The organism is Pseudomonas shahriarae (assembly GCF_014268455.2).
Lineage (GTDB): Bacteria > Pseudomonadota > Gammaproteobacteria > Pseudomonadales > Pseudomonadaceae > Aquipseudomonas > Aquipseudomonas shahriarae.
On sequence record NZ_CP077085.1, the window covers coordinates 1,317,520 to 1,334,549 of the forward strand.

The 17,030-nt window shown below is 60.8% G+C and carries 15 protein-coding genes and 1 pseudogene; 5 read left to right on the top strand and 11 right to left on the bottom strand.

Translation table 11 applies throughout. The annotated features are described in order from the left end of the window. Positions 1–28: 28 nt before the first annotated feature. Positions 29–952, bottom strand: a pseudogene (locus HU773_RS05830) (LysR substrate-binding domain-containing protein). 151 nt (positions 953–1,103) lie between these two features. Between HU773_RS05830 and HU773_RS05835 the strand changes: the two are divergent. Then, on the top strand, positions 1,104–2,132 hold the full coding sequence (locus HU773_RS05835; protein WP_057437889.1) for an amino acid ABC transporter substrate-binding protein: 1,029 nt from the start codon (positions 1,104–1,106) through the stop codon (positions 2,130–2,132). A 3-nt stretch (positions 2,133–2,135) separates the two neighbouring features. On the opposite strand, the gene HU773_RS05840 is transcribed toward HU773_RS05835, so the two are convergent. After that, positions 2,136–3,149, bottom strand: a complete 1,014-nt coding sequence (locus HU773_RS05840) for a sensor domain-containing diguanylate cyclase (protein WP_057960584.1) — start codon at positions 3,147–3,149, stop codon at positions 2,136–2,138. A 138-nt stretch (positions 3,150–3,287) separates the two neighbouring features. After that, complete coding sequence (locus HU773_RS05845) at positions 3,288–5,207, bottom strand: alkaline phosphatase D family protein (protein ID WP_186626021.1); 1,920 nt, start codon at positions 5,205–5,207, stop codon at positions 3,288–3,290. A gap of 174 nt (positions 5,208–5,381) precedes the next feature. Here HU773_RS05845 and HU773_RS05850 point away from each other — a divergent pair, with 174 nt between their 5' ends. Further along, complete coding sequence (locus HU773_RS05850; protein ID WP_186626020.1) at positions 5,382–5,840, top strand: REP-associated tyrosine transposase; 459 nt, start codon at positions 5,382–5,384, stop codon at positions 5,838–5,840. A 172-nt stretch (positions 5,841–6,012) separates the two neighbouring features. On the opposite strand, the gene HU773_RS05855 is transcribed toward HU773_RS05850, so the two are convergent. The 3 genes from HU773_RS05855 to HU773_RS05865 form a co-directional block, all read right to left on the bottom strand. After that, positions 6,013–8,253 carry an ATP-binding protein gene (locus tag HU773_RS05855; protein WP_186626019.1) on the bottom strand — a complete coding sequence of 747 codons (2,241 nt, stop codon included), beginning with the start codon at positions 8,251–8,253 and terminating at the stop codon, positions 6,013–6,015. Continuing rightward, on the bottom strand, positions 8,250–8,864 hold the full coding sequence (locus tag HU773_RS05860; RefSeq protein ID WP_057437896.1) for a biliverdin-producing heme oxygenase: 615 nt from the start codon (positions 8,862–8,864) through the stop codon (positions 8,250–8,252). The genes HU773_RS05855 and HU773_RS05860 overlap by 4 nt, the downstream gene beginning before the upstream one ends. 202 nt (positions 8,865–9,066) lie before the next feature. Further along, on the bottom strand, positions 9,067–9,444 hold the full coding sequence (locus tag HU773_RS05865) for a response regulator (RefSeq protein WP_057444523.1): 378 nt from the start codon (positions 9,442–9,444) through the stop codon (positions 9,067–9,069). Between the two features lie 193 nt (positions 9,445–9,637). Between HU773_RS05865 and HU773_RS05870 the strand changes: the two genes are divergently transcribed. Continuing rightward, complete coding sequence (locus HU773_RS05870; RefSeq protein WP_128593808.1) at positions 9,638–10,570, top strand: hypothetical protein; 933 nt, start codon at positions 9,638–9,640, stop codon at positions 10,568–10,570. A gap of 17 nt (positions 10,571–10,587) precedes the next feature. On the opposite strand, the gene HU773_RS05875 is transcribed toward HU773_RS05870, so the two are convergent. Next, the gene (locus HU773_RS05875) at positions 10,588–11,307 is read right to left on the bottom strand and encodes an SDR family NAD(P)-dependent oxidoreductase (RefSeq protein WP_186626018.1); all 720 of its coding nucleotides are present in this window, start codon (positions 11,305–11,307) and stop codon (positions 10,588–10,590) included. Positions 11,308–11,485: 178 nt separating this feature from the next. On the opposite strand from HU773_RS05875, the gene HU773_RS05880 reads away from it, so the two are divergent. Both HU773_RS05880 and HU773_RS05885 read left to right on the top strand, forming a co-directional pair. Next, positions 11,486–12,046, top strand: coding sequence for a hypothetical protein (locus HU773_RS05880; RefSeq protein ID WP_029300252.1), 561 nt, complete (start codon positions 11,486–11,488; stop codon positions 12,044–12,046). Between the two features lie 55 nt (positions 12,047–12,101). After that, entirely contained in the window at positions 12,102–12,485 is a 384-nt protein-coding gene (locus HU773_RS05885) for a c-type cytochrome (RefSeq protein WP_057437904.1), read from the top strand. Positions 12,486–12,548: 63 nt separating this feature from the next. Here HU773_RS05885 and phnX read toward each other — a convergent pair whose 3' ends face one another. The 4 genes from phnX to psrA form a co-directional block, all read right to left on the bottom strand. Continuing rightward, the gene (gene phnX / locus HU773_RS05890) at positions 12,549–13,376 is read right to left on the bottom strand and encodes a phosphonoacetaldehyde hydrolase (protein ID WP_057960578.1); all 828 of its coding nucleotides are present in this window, start codon (positions 13,374–13,376) and stop codon (positions 12,549–12,551) included. Positions 13,377–13,458: 82 nt separating this feature from the next. Then, on the bottom strand, positions 13,459–14,331 hold the full coding sequence (locus HU773_RS05895) for a LysR substrate-binding domain-containing protein (RefSeq protein ID WP_057437906.1): 873 nt from the start codon (positions 14,329–14,331) through the stop codon (positions 13,459–13,461). Between the two features lie 37 nt (positions 14,332–14,368). After that, the gene (locus tag HU773_RS05900; protein WP_057437908.1) at positions 14,369–15,664 is read right to left on the bottom strand and encodes an MFS transporter; all 1,296 of its coding nucleotides are present in this window, start codon (positions 15,662–15,664) and stop codon (positions 14,369–14,371) included. Between the two features lie 92 nt (positions 15,665–15,756). Beyond that, a complete protein-coding gene (gene psrA / locus HU773_RS05905; RefSeq protein WP_115127475.1) occupies positions 15,757–16,848 on the bottom strand; it encodes an iron-containing alcohol dehydrogenase PsrA in 1,092 nt (363 codons plus the stop codon). Between the last annotated feature and the right edge of the window lie 182 nt (positions 16,849–17,030).

Genomic DNA, 17,030 nt, shown 5'->3' on the forward strand with positions numbered 1-17,030 from the left:
CCGCGATGGGGGAGCATCAGGCAGCCCATCAGTTGACTGATACACCACCATCGCAGGCAAGCCCGCCCCCACAGTGAGAGTGGGTGTACTCCACCATCCACTGCAAAAACGCCTTCACCTTGGGAATCTCCCCAGCATGCTCGGCATGGGCGATAAAGTGCGCGCCACTGCTGGGCATCGCATAGTCCCATGGCACCACCAGGCTGCCCTGGGCCAATTCGTCAGCCACCAGGTAGTGCGGCACCAGTGCCACGCCGTAACCCGATTGCGCCGCGCGTATGCACATGTAGAACGTGTCGAAGCGCGGTCCGTGGTAGCTGTTCTGTGAATGCAGGCCCTGTTCCAGGAACCACTCGTGCCAGGCCTCGGGCCGTGAGGTGCATTGCAGCAAGGTGTGTTGCGATGAAGCGTCGCTGCCCTGGGCGACAAACCCCGGTGCGCACACCGGCACTACCGCTTCGCGAAACAGCTCAATGCAGGTGGCCCCCGGCCATGACCCCTGGCCGAAGAAGAACGCGATATCGGCCTTGGCCTGCAGCACGTCGAAGGGTTCGAGCTCGTTGCGCACATCCAGGTGGATATTCGGATGACGGGCGGCAAAGTCCTTGAGCTTGGGCACCAGCCAGCGGTCGCCGAAGGTCGGTTGGGTGGCGATGCGCAGCACCTCGGTTTCACCACCGTAGGTGAGGACCTAGCGACTGGAGATATCCACCTGGGTCAGGATCTTGTGCACTTCTGCCAGGTACAGCGAGCCCGCCGGCGACAGGTACAGACGCTGGCGCACGCGTTCGAAGAGCTTGTGGCAGAGCATTTCCTCCAGTTGCGCCACTTGCTTGCTCACCGCACTTTGGGTCAGGTGCAGTTCTTCGGCGGCACGGGTGAAGCTCAGGTGCCGGGCAGCGGCTTCGAAGCATTGCAGGGCAGTCATCGAAGGGGTCAAGCGTTTTGAGATCATGGGAGTTCATTCCAAACAGGAAGGAGCCTTTGCCTAAACGTCATTTGTGACCCAGGTGTAAAGCCGTTGATACTGACCGGCAACACTATAAATAAACTGGCCCGGGTTTGCGGCGCCAAATAATAAAATCCAACACGGAGAGCCTTGCATGCAGCATCTGAAATCCACCCTGGCAGCACTCACCGCCGCCACTGTCCTGGGCCTGGCCGGCACCGCTCACGCAGGCGCGACCCTGGACGCGATCCAGAAAAAGGGCTTTATCCAATGTGGGGTCAGCGACGGCTTGCCAGGCTTCGGCGTGCCGGACGCCCAGGGCAAGATGACCGGCATCGACGTTGATGTGTGCCATGCCGTTGCCGCCGCCGTGTTTGGCGATGCCTCAAAGGTCAAATTCACCCAACTGACCGCCAAGGAGCGCTTCACTGCGTTGCAATCCGGGGAAATCGACGTGATCTCGCGCAATACCACCTGGACCAGCTCACGGGATTCCGGAATGGGCCTGGTGTTTACCGGCGTGACCTATTACGACGGTATCGGGTTTCTGGTGAATACCAAGCTGGGAGTGGCCCACGCCAAGGAGCTGGATGGCGCGACCATCTGTATCCAGGCCGGCACCACCACCGAGTTGAACGTCTCGGATTACTTCCGTGCCAATGGCATGAAATACACCCCGATCACCTTCGACACCGCCGATGAAAGTGCCAAGGGCCTGGAAGCCGGCCGTTGCGACGTGCTGACCACCGACCAGTCGGGCCTGTACGCCCAGCGGATCAAGATGGCGCACCCGGATGAGTTTATCGTGCTGCCGGAAGTGATCTCCAAGGAACCCCTGGGCCCGCTGGTGCGCAAGGGTGATGACGACTGGTTCAGCATCGTCAAGTGGACGCTGTTTGCCATGCTCAATGCCGAGGAAATGGGCATCACCTCGAAGAACGTCGAGGAACAGGCCAAGACCACCAAGAACCCCGACATCGCCCGCCTGCTGGGGGCCGATGGGGAGTACGGCAAGGATTTGAAGCTGCGCAAGGACTGGGTGGTGCAGATCGTCAAGCAAGTAGGCAACTATGGCGAGGTGTTCGAGCGCAACATTGGCCAGGGCAGCGTGCTGAAGATCCCGCGCGGCCTCAATGCGCTGTGGAACAACGGCGGCATCCAGTACGCGCCGCCGGTGCGCTAACGGTTATTGCGAAACCCGGTCCTTGCCCGCGGCCTTGGACCGGTACAGCGCCTGGTCCGCCCGGGCCATCAGGTCGGCGGGTGATTCGCCATCGAGGCGCTGTACCACCCCCAGGCTCAGGGTCACGTTGAAATCGCCCATGGGAGGCAGGTCGAGCACCGCCCGGCGAATGCGCTCGGCCAGTATCCGGGCGGTTTCCACGGTGCTCTTGGGCATAATCAGCATAAACTCGTCGCCCCCCCAACGTGCCAGCAGGTCGCCCTGACGCACGCAATGCTCCAGGCATTCGACTACCCGCAGCAAAGTGGCATCGCCCACGGCGTGTCCATGCTGGTCGTTGATCAACTTGAAGTCATCGACATCCATGGCAATCACCGCCAGCGGCAGACGAAACCGCTGAGCGCGCGCGCACTCTTCGAGCAGGGCTTTTTCCAGGCGATAGCGGTTGGCGATGCGGGTCAAGGTATCGCGCTCGGCCAGGGAGCGGTTTTCCTCGAGCTGTAACTGCAGTTGCTGGTTGACCCGCGACAATTCGCGGGTGCGTTCGGCCACCAGCGCTTCAAGGGATTGGTTGCGCCGCTCAAGCTGTTCCAGGGAGCGTTTGCGCTCATGAATGCTGCGGTGGGCGCCGACCATGCGCGACACCGAGCCATCGGCATTGCGGGCAATGATGTAGCCACGGTCTTCGATCCACAGCCAGGTACCGTCTTTTTTTCGACAGCGGTATTCGGCTTGATAGTGAGGGGTGCGGCTATTGATGTAGTCATCGAAGACTTTCATCACATGGGGGTAATCGTCGGGGTGGATCACGCTTTCCCAGGTGAAGACGGTGTTTTCCAGGGAATGGTGATCGTAGCCCAGCATTTCGTACCAGCCGGGGTTGCGATAGACAAACCCAGTGTTGGCGTTCCAGTCCCAGATTCCATCGCTGACCAGTTCCATGATGGCATGGACCAGGTCGGCGTTGACGTCGAAAAGCTCACTGTTCAACGGATCCAAATCGGATGTATCGCCCATCTGCGCGCTCCCTGCGAGGATGCCGGCTCATTGTGGCCAGTCAGGTGTTAACGCCGATACTCCGTGGCTGGGCGTACTGTACAGCGAGGTTTGTCCGGGTAAAATTGTGGCTAAACGCCATTATTGTTGGTGGCCAAGCTAGAGCGGTTCCACCATCCGGGTAGGAGCCGAGCCGTTGGCGTTGTGCTGGTAAATCGCCTCCGGCTGCCCTTGCTCATTGAAAAACACCTGGCCGATGCCGGCACTGTTCCACAGGCGTTCTCCCGCTTCGGCATGTTCCGGGGTATACGGCACCACTTGCATGCGCCGGCGCCGGGTCAGCCAGTTCAGGGGCGAGCGTGGTGAGTAGAGCCAGCGGTTAAGGCGGTCGAACCATTCCAGCAGGCGCGGCGGGAATTGGTTCTTGATGCCGCTGCTGGTGATCTGCCAGATATTCGGCCCGCCGTTGCGATGGCGGATCAGCACCTGGTAGACGAACGAGTAGTGCACATCCCCCGACAGAATCACGTAGTTACCTGGGGTGCGCGAGTGGCGGAAGATATTCAGGATCACCTGCGCGGCGCCACGGTGGGCCATCCAGTTTTCGGCATCGACCAACAGTGGGTAACCGCACCAACTGAAGACTTTCTGCACCGTCTCGATCAGCTTGACGCCGAAGATCGGCGCAGGCGACACGATGATTGCCGAAGGGTGGTCGAGCAGTTCTTGTTGCAGCTCACTCAAGGCTTCCCAGTCCAGCAGGCCGGACGGTTGCTTGAGGGTGAATTCACTGCGCCAGCGCCGCGTACGGGTGTCGATGACCACCAGCGCCGGGGTGGTGGGCAGCACGTAATGCCACTGTTGAAACTGCAGGAGTTCTTCAAGCAATTGGTCCTGGGCGGGCGCGGGTAAATGGTTGTCGTGCTGCTGGGCCGTCGCGCTCAGGGCCAGGGTTTTTTCCACGAGCGTGGCGAAGGCATCGGGGTTGTTGCCCCAGCCCTGGCAGAGCATATAGGCGAGCAAGGCGTTGCCGATGATGCGTTTGGAGAACGGGTGGCCATAGGCGGTCTGTTCCCACTGGGCGCTGAGGTTCCAGTCATCGGTGATGTCGTGATCATCGAAAATCATCAGGCACGGCACATGGGCGAACACCCGGGCCACACCGCCCAGACCGTCGCGAAACTTATCCACAGGCACCTGTTCGCGGGCGTAGCGCGCCCGTTCTTCGGCAGTGAGCCGAGTGGGCGGCTGTGTGGCGATCAGGGTCCAGGGGGTGGGCGACCAGACCAACAGGTACATGGCCATGACTTCGGCGAAAGTCACCAGGTGGTTGTCGGCGGTGCTGCTGGTGAAGATCGGCTTTTTCACCCCGCCAAAAAAGCGTTCGCGCAGGGTCTCGTTGCTCTCCAGGGCCGGCAACAGATCGGCGCGATGGTAATAGCTGGCAGGGTGGTCGTAGAGTTTGGCGCTGTCGTCCACCACGGCGCCATCGAGGTGCTCATCGAACAGGCCCAGGCGCGCAATCAGCCCATGGATGGCGCGCAGCATCGGCCCGGCCACATCGTCGGCGTACACCTGGTCGCCACTCATCATCAACAACGCCGGGCGCTGGGCCAGGCTGCGGTCGGCGGCCAACAGGCGATCAGCGCAGAGCAGGCCCTCGTCGGCGTAATGGTGGGGTTTGCGGCAAGAGCCGTGCAGCAACTGGCGGATACGGCTGTGCAGGATGAAGTCCGGGGCCTGGGCGCCTGGGTACAACAGATGCGGGGCCCATTGGGCGATGCCGGCGCCACCCTCGATCAGCAGGTCATAACGGATGGGCACGTCCTGGGGCAGCGGCGTGGCCAGCGACACATCAATCAGGTGGATAAACGCCGCGCGGCCCACGGCAATGACCTGGCAGCGTGTGGCGTCGAGGTCGATATCCAGGGACTGTTCGCCCTCGTCCTGACTGAACTGCAACCGCAAGGTCAATGCCAGCGCGCGACTGCCCACCAGCCACAACACCAGGCGACCCGGCTCCAGGCGACGCAATAGGGGGCCGGCGAGGACGGAGGGCAATGTGTCGGGTTGCAGCATGAAAACACGGCTCTGTGCGGGATTGGACTGGGTAGGTTAACGCAGTGGATGTCGGTGTTTTGTCAAAGCAGGCTCACTGTGGCAAGCGGATACATGTGTTCACCAATCTTACGGTCATTGGCTGATACCCGCTGCTAGCCTCGACATGTACTTATTGTTCAAAGGCGCAAAGGAATGCTTCGTCAGCCAGACTCTCATTTGTTACGCCGTGGCCGGTACTCGGAGCCAGGCCGATCCTATCTGATAACCGCCGTCGTGTATGGGCGACGGCCATTGTTCCGTGATCTGCGCCTGGGCCGATTGTTGGTGGCCGAGCTTAAGCGTACCCATGACTCAGGCCAGGTCAACTCGCTGGCCTGGGTCATTATGCCGGATCACCTTCATTGGCTGTTTGAGCTGCAAGAGGTGGGGTTGGCGCAAGTCATGGGGCGGACCAAGTCCCGGAGCACGCTGACGATAAACCGTGCTCGCGGTACCACGGGGCCGTTTTGGCAGCGTGGTTATCATGACCGTGCGGTGAGGGCTGAAGAGGACCACCGGAAAATCGCTCGCTATATTATTGCCAATCCGCTGAGGGCAGGGCTGGTGGAGCATATCGGTGACTACCCATTATGGGATGCGGTCTGGCTCTGAGTTTTGTGATGTGGTTGTGGCGAGCGGGCTTGCCCGCGCTGGGCTGCGCAGCAGCCCCAAAACCGGGCGCTATGGTATGTCTGACACACCGCAGAGGTCTGAAGGGGGCCGCTGCGCAGCCCAGCGCGGGCAAGCCCGCTCGCCACAGAGGTAGGCACAGTGGGCCGCGCGGTCAGCATGGGGGCTGCGTGACCTTGGGGACGGTAAAGCGGAATTCACTGCCACGCCCCAGCTCGCTTTCGGCTTCGATCCGCCCGCCGTGGGCCTTGACGATGCCCTGGGTTATGTACAGCCCAAGGCCGCTGCCCGTGGGGTTGTTTTCGGTCAGGGTCCAGTAGCGATCAAACACGTGGGGCAGTTGGTCAGGGGCAATGCCTTCGCCGGAGTCGCGCACCGCAAACACAATCTCCTCGCCATTGCTCATCGCCGAAATCCCGATCTTGCCCTGGCGCGGGGTGAACTTGATGGCGTTGCCGATCAGGTTCGACAGTACCTGGAACAAACGCTCCGGGTCGGCGTTGATCTGCAGGCCGGGTTCGGCGTTGAACGACAGGTCAACCCCCTTTTCCTGGGCCAGGGGCGCCAGCAGCGCATAGGCTTCTTCGAGGATCTGGCTGACGTCCAGGGGCACCGGCTTGACGGTATAGCGGCCCGCCTCGATCTTTGAGGTGTCGAGTAAATCCTCCAGCAATACATTCATGCGCGCGGCGGCCTGCTGCATGGTGTCGATGGCCGAGGAAATTCGCCGCGAGGTGTGGGTACCATCAGAGCTGAACGCCTTTTGCATCATGCCGCACAGCATTGAAATCACGGTCATCGGGTTGCGCAGGTCATGGGACACCACCGCCACCAGTTCATCCCGGGCGTGCACCGCTTGTTGTTCGCGCAGGACCTGGCGGGCCAGGTCGTTTTCCAGGGCCGAACGGCGCAGGTCGTTGGCGGCGAAACGGTCGCCAGAGCTCCACTTGGTGGAGATGCCAGCCATTTCCACCTTCCAGATTTCAAACGAGGTGCGTGGGCGAAGGCGCAGGCCCGCGTCGGATTTTTCCAGGGCCAGCGGTTTCTGCGGGTCGCCGCTCCACTGGATGTTCTCTTTGACTTCCGGGCGGAACCACAGCACGCCGTTGTCCACCGGCTTGGGCAGGCTCATGGCCAGGACGCCACTGGCCACTGGCTGATAGTCGGCTGCGGGCGGGTAGACCGCTGACAGGTGGTGGCTGGCAAACACCGGTTGCCCGGTGTCCTGCAGCCATTTGTGTAAGGCGCGGATCTGCGCCGGTTCCGGGCAGTTGCCATAGCGATGCAGTTGCTGGCCCTCAATGATCGCCACGCCACCGGCCAGGACCAGGTCCATCAACACCTGCGGGCATTGGGCCAGGCCGTCGAACACCGTGTCCGCTGACGCGCTCATTGCCTGGTTGAGTGTGTCCAGGGCCTCGACTTTTTCTTCACGCTGGCGGCTGATATCCAGGGCCTCCATGGCGCTGATCTGCAACGACAGCACCTGGCCGATGGTCTGGCAGGTGGTGCGCAGGTCGTTGGGCACGTGCAGCGGCTCGCGGTTGCCGCAACTGATCAACCCCCACAATTTGTCGCCTTTCATCAGCGAGATGCTCATGGACGACAGCACGCCCATGTTCTTCATGTACTGGCAGTGGATCGGCGACACGCTGCGCAGGGTGGCGAAGCTCAAATCCAGCGGTTTCCCGGTGTCCGGGTGCAGCTTGGGTAGCAGCGGCACCGGCTCGTAGTCGGCATTGGGGATGATTCGCAGCCAGTTGGTGCGGTACAACTCGCGGGCCTGTTCCGGAATGTCGGACGCCGGGAAGAACAGGCCGTTGAACAGTTCCATGGACGGCGCGGACGCTTCGGCGATGACCTGGCCGTGGCCTTCCTCTTCGAAGCGATAAATCAGCACACGGTCATAGCCGGTCATGGCCTGGATTTCGCTCACGCTGATTTCGTACAAGGCTTGCAGGGTTTTCGCCGACTGCAAACGTTGCAACATCTTGCCCAGGTTGCTGGCGCGGCCGTTCACCGACTTGGGCTGGAAGTGCTCGTAGCGTGGCTCGAACTCCAGCACCAGCACGCCTTGATGGCGGTGCAGCAGGCCTTCGAACTCGCTCCCGTTGAGGGTGACATGCAGCGCCGGGGCGTCGATAAAGTTAAGTTGACTGGCGATCTGCTGCACCGTGCGCGCGTTATCCGCGCCCAACAGCGTATCCAGTGGCTGGCCAAGCAAGGTCTCAGGCGGGTGATTGAACAGGCTGGACACGTTGGTGCTGACTTGCACGATCTGCAGGTCCGGTTCGCGCAGGGTCAGCAGTGCGCCATGAGGCTGGATCGCGCCAGGGAAGCGGATCGGCTCGTCGGCACAGTTGGCCAGCAGTTCTTCAAAATCTTCGGGTTTCATAGCAGTACCTCCTGGCTGTCGAGCCATTGCTCAAAACAGCTGAATGTCGAGCAGGCCGCGTCCTCCGCCTGCTGCCGGCCGAGGTCGTCCAGCGGGACGTGGCCCAAGTAGTCGAGAAAGTCTTTCCAGCGCCGACCAGTCTCGGTGCCGTATATATCGAGAAAGGCGCCGCCGTTGCTGGCGTCCAGCGCCAGACGCCGGGCCATCTCCCGGCGCAGTACCTGGCCGCCGAGGGTCGCGCCTTCGAGCACATACAACACGCCCAGGCAGGCGGCCGGGGTGTCGAGGCGTGGCAGGCGAGGGCAGAGGGGCAGGGCGGCAATCGCCTGGCTGGTGAGGCCCAGGGCAATCAGGTCACTGTGGAGGGTAGGAGTTTTCACCCGCAGCGCCTGGTTGAATCCCACAGGAATCAAGGCGCAGTCGTACAGTCGTGATTCCAGCGGGTGGTAGAAACCGTAGTAAGCCTCAAACAAACGCCGATACCCGTCGGCATCCAACTGCGGGGAAAAGAATGGCAAGCGTTTTTCCAGGGCCACATGGAGCAGGGCTGTGCCTGCGCGCAAGGCTTCAAGCAGGGAGGGCGCCGCGACGTCATGGGCCTGTGGATGCATGCAGTAAGCTCGGACTGGTCGGCCAGGGCAAACCATGGCTGACGCGTGGGTGAAGGGCGGGCAACGATTCTGTTTGTCCCGTCGTCTCTATCTGAAAAGTTAGGTAAAAAATCTGACGTTGTTGTCAGAAAAATAACCCAATATTCAAAAACAGACCCCACACCTTATCGCGAAGTTCGATTGCCGCCGTGTTGTGACGCTATCAGTGCAGGGAGGTACCCTGCACCAATGCCGACTGCACACAGTCAAGCAGGCGCTCGGTGCTCCATGGCTTGGGCAGGAATTTCACCGTATTGCCCAGTTGCGCCGCCATCACCGTATTGCCCGAGGTCAGCACCACCGGCAAGGACGGCCAGCGATGGGCCACGACCTTGCTCAGGTCATACCCGTTGAGCAGGCCGGGCATCTGGATATCGCTGACAATCAGGTCTACCGGATCACTGGTCCGCTCCAGAAAAATCATCCCTTCATCGGCCGATGGGAACGAGGTCACCACCGCGCCGAACTCCTCCAGCACATCCACCATCAACGAGCGAATTATCTCGTCGTCTTCCAGTACCAATATCGATGGCTGAGCCATGATCCTTACTCCACCATCTGGGTTGAGTAAGGTGGAGTGGCAGGCCACGGGATAGGTTCTACTGAATATTTTTTATTCGATGGGTGGTCACTTGGGCGTGTCGCCAGCGTGGATAAAACGGCCGCTGCTTGCGAGCCGCGGGTGGGATAAGCCAGGATGTGGGCCACGTAACTTCACAGCAAGGGATGCGAGTGTGAAAGAACTGATTGGGGCGTTGATCGTCGTTGCCACCGTGTTGTTCGGGTGTACCGGGGTATTGGTCGCCGTCGCGCTTACCACCCAGAAAAGCCGCCTGGAAATACTCAAGACCTTGGGCGGCATGAGCCTTGGCCGCGACCGCTTTATCGGGATCGCCCAGTTGTGGGCCAACCTCTTCCAACGGGTGTTCGGGCAAACGTACCTCGCCCGGCGCCAACTGATCAGTATCCCGCTGTACACCTTGCTCGTGTCGCTGGTGTTTTTTGTGGTGTGGCTGCTGGATCTCTACCTGTTTAAAAATCCCGAGCACGTGTTCAATGTGCCGCCGCCGCCGAATGTGCTGCAAGCCATCAAGGACTTCTACGGCAAGGGGCTGCTGGTGGCGATGGTGATCGACTGCGTGACCATCCAGTTGACCAAATGGAGCATCAACGTGGGAGCGCGTCGCGGGTTTGGTTCGTGGCAGTTCCTGGGGTGCTTTTCGGCGACGATTGCCTTGGCCTACCTGTTGTTCAGTGTGGCGGTCTACTGGTTTCGCTGGTCGGACATGAACGAGCTGTACGCCATGTTGCCCGCTGACGAAGTGCGGCCGACGATCGCGTTCAACCCGTTGCGCAATGTGCTGTATTCGATCGCGCTGTTTCAGCCCGTGACGTTTATCTATGCCACCTCCGAAGGCTTTATCTCCAGTTATTTCATGCCCGAGCCGATCCTGTTTTACTGCGCGGCGACCGGAACCCTCTCGCTGCTCACCATCGGCGTGGTCTATCAATTCGCCCGAGGTGCGGAGCTGTTGCGACGGTTGTGCATGGGCTTTGTCAGCCACGTCGGCACGCCCCGGACCAACGCCATGAGTGTGGTGTTCATGATGCTGCTGGGGCTGGTGTTGGTGCCGTTGTGCCTGATGGCGCTTTATCTGGCTGTCTGAAGATTCGGCCTGTTCCGTCAGAAGCGTTCGTCCAGCAGGGCCGGCAAAGTCAGCTCTTTGACAAAGCTGGCCGATGACAGGCTCAAGGCCATGCGCACCACTTGCACCACGTCGTGTACCGGGATCAACTGCCCGTCGCCACGCTGCTCGGCCTCGAGGCGGGAGGTGCTCAATGGATCCTCGGTATTCAGGTAGCCCAGGTTCAGGCAGGTCACGCCCAGGCGCTGGTGCCGATAACCTTCACGCAAGGCATCGGCCATGCCGCGCAAGGCGAACTTCGACGCGCCGAACGTCACCTCCGGGCGCCCACTCTGTGGCAGGCCTGAGGTGGAGCCGGTAAAGATGATGCGTGGGTTGGGGCTTTTTAACAGCACGGGCAGCAGGCGCTTGATCAGCAGCAGGGGGGCAGTGATGTTGCAGCTGACAATGGCTTCCAACTGCGTGTCTTCATCCTTGAGGAAGCTGTAGGCCTCATCGAACGCCTGTTCTTCCCAGATACCCAGGTTATAGATCAGCGTATCCAGGCCGTCCTGTGCCACCGCCTGCTCGATGAGCTGCGCGGCTTGCGCCGGCTGGCCAAGGTCGGCTTCGACCCATGACACTTCGGCGCCGCTGCTGGATACCAAGCCTGTAGGACGGCTACGCGAGACCCCGATCAAGGTATCCCCCACGCCGCCCAAGCCTTCCATAAATGCCCTGCCCAAACCTTTGCTTGCACCGACCACCATGGTTCTCATTGATCTCTCCTTGAACTGACGCGCTGATGGAAAGTGCGCATGCAAACAGAGGGAGGGAGTGATGGCAATTGAATGGCTGTGTCCAAATGTTTTGCCAGACAGCGGGAGCGATTTGCCTTCAGTTGATTTAGAGTGATGGCTTTTTGCCATTTGTCCAGTCGACGCTAAGGAAGTAAAAATGAAACGGATCGAACGCGACTTCATCACCCTGTTCAATTGCCTGTGGTACCAGGATTTTCCGGTGGAGGTGGATGCCGTCACCAACCGTGCCGGGTGGACGATTCATGTGGGGCTGGTGATGCGCGAGTGCGCGAAATTGCTCGGCGCGCGTGCCTATTTCGAACAGGGCGGGCGTACCGATGCGGTCCTGAAATATCCCGACAAGAGCATCCTGTCCAACGTCGAATGGGAGTGGGTCCAGTCCCATAACGACAAAGTGGATGAAATCAGCAAACTGTTTAAAAACCATGAGCAGGCGGCGTTCTCCACCTTCGTGTCCTACAGCACCAAAAGCCATTTGCCCGAAGCCATCGAGAAGGCGTCCAAGCTCTGGGCCAAGGCCAGCACACCGCTGATTTTCTTTGTCGTAACCTTTGAGTCGGTAGGGCGCGACCGGCACTTCCTGGAACTGCAAACGCACTTTTTCAGCCGTGGCAAACATAAAAAAATCCGTTCACAGCCAGCCCTGCCTTGGCAGATCAACCGGGCACGCTTCAATAACGTGGACGAGGACAAGTAAACCGCAGGCATAATTGCCGCCTCTACCGCCTGAAGCCCGTGACCTGGAGCCCCTGATGAAACCCGCTGCCTTACTGACCCTGTTACTCACGGCCATGCTTTTCAACACGTCGGCGGTGGCAGCAGGTGATGCCGAGGCAGGCGGCCGGCTGTTCGCCAAGACCTGTGGCGGTTGTCACAGTGTCGGGCTGAACGCCCGTGGCGGCTTTGGGCCGCAGCTCAACGGGGTGATCGGGCGGCTGGCGGGCACCACGGCGGACTATCAGTATTCCGACGCGATGAAAAATTCGGGCGTGGTGTGGACGCGGGAAACCCTCGCGGCCTATATCGAGAACCCGAAAAAGGTGGTGAGTGGCACCCGCATGATTTTCTGGGGGATCAGTGATCAGCAGAAGATCGAGAATCTGCTGACCTATCTGGAGACCTTTCAGGCGCAATAGCGCGATACACCCAAATCCATTGCAGGAGCCGGCAAACCGGCTCCTGCAGGATTGGCAGCGATTTCAACTGCCTTGTGGTGTTTCCCCGCGTGCCAGTCGCGCATTGATATCGTCGATTACTGCCGGCAGGTCGACGATGGTGTCGATCAGGTAGTGCGGCCGTGACCCTTCAAACATCTGTGTAATACGCTCGCGTTCCTGCGCCAGTTCTTCGGCCGGCAGCGCCTTGTATTGCGCGTAGGTCCGTCCCAGTGCGTTGCCCGAGCAGGTCAGGGCGACTGTCCACATGCCGGCACTGCGTCCTTCCAGGATTCCCGGCCAGGTGTCATCGACCTTGACGCACGCCGCCACATCGCTGATGCCCAGGGCGATCACATTGGCCAGGGCCTGGGCCGGATGCGGGCGACCGTTGGGCACTTCGTCGGTGGCCACTACATGATCGGCCACATAGCCATTTTGCCGCGCCAACTCGACTACCTTGGCCATCACCACCGCCGGGTAGCCCGAGCACGAGCCGATCTTCAAACCCTTGGCGCGCAGGGTTTCAATCGCCTCCAGCGCACCGGGAATCACTGCCGAGTGCAGGGCTATTTTCTCGATCTGCAACGGCATGAAACGCTCGTACAGGGCGGTGACGTCTGCGTCGGTCGGCTGGCGGTTGAACACCGCACGATAGCGCTCGGCAATCTGCGGCTGATTGCACAGGGTGCGGATGTGATCCCACTTGCCCATGCCCATCGGCCCGCGGGCTTCCTCCAGGGACACGGCGACGCCGAACTCGGCAAAGGCCTCGACGAAAATCTGCGTGGGCGCAAACGAGCCGAAGTCGACGACGGTGCCGGCCCAGTCCAGGACCACGGCTTGCAACGTAGAAGGTTGTTGGTAATGCATGATCAATCTCCATTTTCGGGTATGAGCAGGCCGTCCCTCGATTCACGAGGTAAGCCGGTTGAGTGCAAAAGGGTGAAGCGAATCAGGTAGCCGGTATGGGGCTGGCCTCGAACAGTTCGGCGATCATCGGTCGGTTGCGCCGGATGCCCAGGCAACACAGGTGGTAGTCGATGGAAAACGGGTGGTCGACGAAGGTGATCGGTGTGGTGCCGGGCGTTTCGGCGTATTCCACCGCCGACACAAAGCCAATGCCGATACCCTTGGCGATGGCATGCACGATGGCTTCGCGGCTGTTGAGCTGCATCACGCAGTTGAGGTCCACCCCCAGGCGCTTGCAGCTTTCTTCCACCAGTTGCCGGGTGCGCGAGCTGCGTTCGCGCATGACCCAACGCTCCTGGCTGATCTGCTCGACGTGTACCTCTTTCTGCGCAGCCCAGGGATGGTCGTCGCGCACCACCGCAATAATCGGGTAACGCCGGTACAGCTGCGTATCGAAGCGTTGGTCAAACTCCGAGAGGGCCAGGATTGCCACGTCGATATCAAAATTGAACAGGCGGTCGAGGGTCTCCTTCTCCGGGGAAAACGAGGTCTCCAGCGTGATATCCGGGTGGCGCTGCATCAACTCGTACGTCAGGTTCATGGCAATGGGCGGCGAAACAGCGCCCAGGCGCAACATCCCGGTCTTGCGCTGCTTGAAGCTGTGCAGCAGTTGCATGGCCTCATCCTCCTGGCCGAACAGGCCCTGGGTGATCCCGTAGAGCGCATGGCCGGCCGAGCTCATCTCGATAAAGCGCCCACGGCGGTGGAACAACTCCACCGAGAACTGCTTTTCCAGGCCGTTGACCTGTTCGCTGACAGTCGGCTGGCCGACGCTCAAGTACTCGGCGGCGAGGGTGAAACTGCCGGTCTTCGCCACCGCATGAAAGGACCGTAGCCACTTGTGGTACTGGTACATAACGCATCCTGTTCCAGGGATCAGCCGAGCCGGGTCATCAACGGCGGATAAACAGGGCCACCACCGCGCTGCACAGGCAGGCCGAGGTGACGACGATGAAGATCAGCGACGTATTGCCGGTACTGTCGAGCATACTGCCGATCAGCGGTTCTGCCAGGCCGGCGAACAGATAAGACGAGAAGTTCATCACACCCGTGGCCGTGCCTGCGCGCTTGGCACCCACCAGGTCCGGGCACAAAGCCCAGAAGCTGGACGCCGGGCCGTAGACAAAGAACCCGCAGAGAAACAGCGCCACCAGGCCGATCGCGCTATGGGGTGGCAGGCTCCACATCCACAGGCTGGTCGCGGCGCCGAGGAACATATAGAGCATGATCGCCAGGTAGCGCTTGGAGCCGAACAGCTTGTCCGACACCCAGCCATTGCTCAGGGCGCCGACGGCCATGCCCACCGGCAGGGCGACGGTGATCCACTTTGGATCGATCATGCTGTCGCCGCTTTTCCAGTTGGCGCCGAGGAAATGCACCGGCACCCACACGATCAGGCCGTAGCGCGCAGCGTTCTGGAAACCCAGGGACACGGCGGCAATGATCAGGCGCGCGTTTTTCAGCACTGCCTTGTAGCGCTGGGCCGAGGTTTCCTCTTCGCCGTGGGCCACTTCATGGCCCTTGTCCTCGGCGTTGGCCACGCCGGTATCGGCCAGGGGTTCGAAGCCCAGGTCCTGTGGGCGCTCACGGGCCACCAGGTAAAACAGGATACCCCCGGCCAACATCAACAGGACCGGCAGGCGGAAGATCCAGCGCCATTCCAGTTGCAGCACCTCCAACACCACGATGGAGGTCACATAGGACAGCACCGACGCGCAGCCGGCGGCGAACACGTAGAAGCCATAGACCCGGCCGCGCTCGCTGGCGCTCCACCAGTTGGAGATCAAGCGACTACCCGGCGCCCAGCCCAGGGCCTGGAAGTAACCGTTGATGCCCCACGGCAGGATCAACCCGGCAAAACCACTGGCAAAACTGGTGACCCAGTTGGCGCCACAGGACAGCACCGCGCCCAGGGTCATAATGCGCCGTCCGCCGAACTTATCGGCCAGGTTGCCGTTGATCGCCTGGCCGATGGCATAGGACCAGAGCATGGCGGCCGAGATCCAGCCCAGCACTTCCTTGGTCAGGCCGAACTCGGCCTGGATTCCCGGGATGGCGAAGCCGAAGGTCTGGCGCCCAGTGTAGAAAAACAGGTAACAAAACATCGCCGCGAGCAGCATGCGCCACTGGGCAAAACGGAACGACGCCGAGCGAACGGCAGGGGCAGGCAGGGTTTGTGCACGATTCATGATGTTTTCCTTATTGTTATTCGCCCCCGAAGCCGCAGCGACGGGGTGGCACCCTTTACAGGTGCAAGAGGAAAGACTGAATTGCGTTGAGCCTAGGCGGCTTTCGAACCGATAAAGTTTTTGCCGCGTGCACCTTGCAGGGCGAAGCGGATCATCGCGGCGGCCTCGGTGGGCGTGACGCCGTAATCGGCAAACTCGGTTTTTACCTCCAGGCTATGCAGGAAGTTGCGCAATCGGGTCTGGGCTTTGTCCAGGTCATCACCGAACACCCGTTGCAGGGTGCGATCCCGCGCCGCGTCATGTCCCCACGCCAAGCCAAGGACCAGCGGCAAGGTAAAGGAGCAGGCGATGCCATGGGGCAGGCCGTGGTGCAGGGTCATCTCGTAGGAAATGGAGTGGGCTAGCGCAGTCTTGGTATTGGAAAACGCCAGGCCGGCCTTGAGCGCGGCCAAGGCCATGCGCGAGCGCAACTCCTGATTACCGAGGTCGCGCCGCAGCGGTGGCAGGCATTCCAGGATGTCCTCGATGGCCGATACCGCGAACGTGTCCGAAATCGGATTGGCATTGATGTTCCAGATCGCCTCCAGCGCGTGGGACAAGGCGTCCAGCCCCGTCGACACCGTGACCCCGGCCGGTACGGTCAGCATCAATTGTGGGTCGACAATCGCCACCTTCGGCCAGGTGCAATCCAGGTGCAGGGAATACTTCTTGTGGCTGGCCGAATCCCAGATTGTCGCCCAGGGCGTCACCTCACTGCCGGTGCCCGCCGTGGTCGGCGCAGCGATCAAGGTCTTGCAGTGCGCCGGCACAAACGGCTGGCCGGTCGCCAACAATGCCAGTAATTCATCGAACTGCCCGGACTCAGTGCCGACAATCAGCGCCTTGGCCGTATCAATCGCACTGCCGCCACCGACGGCCAGCACCACATCGCAATCCCCGGCTTGCAGCCAGAAGCGCTCGTAGGTTTCACGCAATTGCGCGACATCGGGATTGGGCTGCACATCCTCGACGACATACACCAGACGCTCGCCCAGCAATCCCTGGATCCGCTCGACCAAGCCCAGGCCACGGGCCTCCGGGAAGGTGACGAGGGCGACGGTCTGCTGCGCAGTGATACTGGCCAGGTCTTGCAGGCAGCCCCAGCCGAAGCGGGTGTCTACCGGGTTATGGAATCGGGCAGTCATGGCGTGTTCCTGGTTTTTGTTGTTGGAAGTGGCGCCAATAGTCGGGGAGGGTGGGGGAGAGCTCAAATCGATAGATTGGGGGGATGGATTGGCTGGGCCGATAGTGGGAATTAAATGGTTTCCCTGAAAGGTTGCGACAGATGTCGTTGCGGGTGAAATGCGGGGTTTGTGCCTGAACTGAT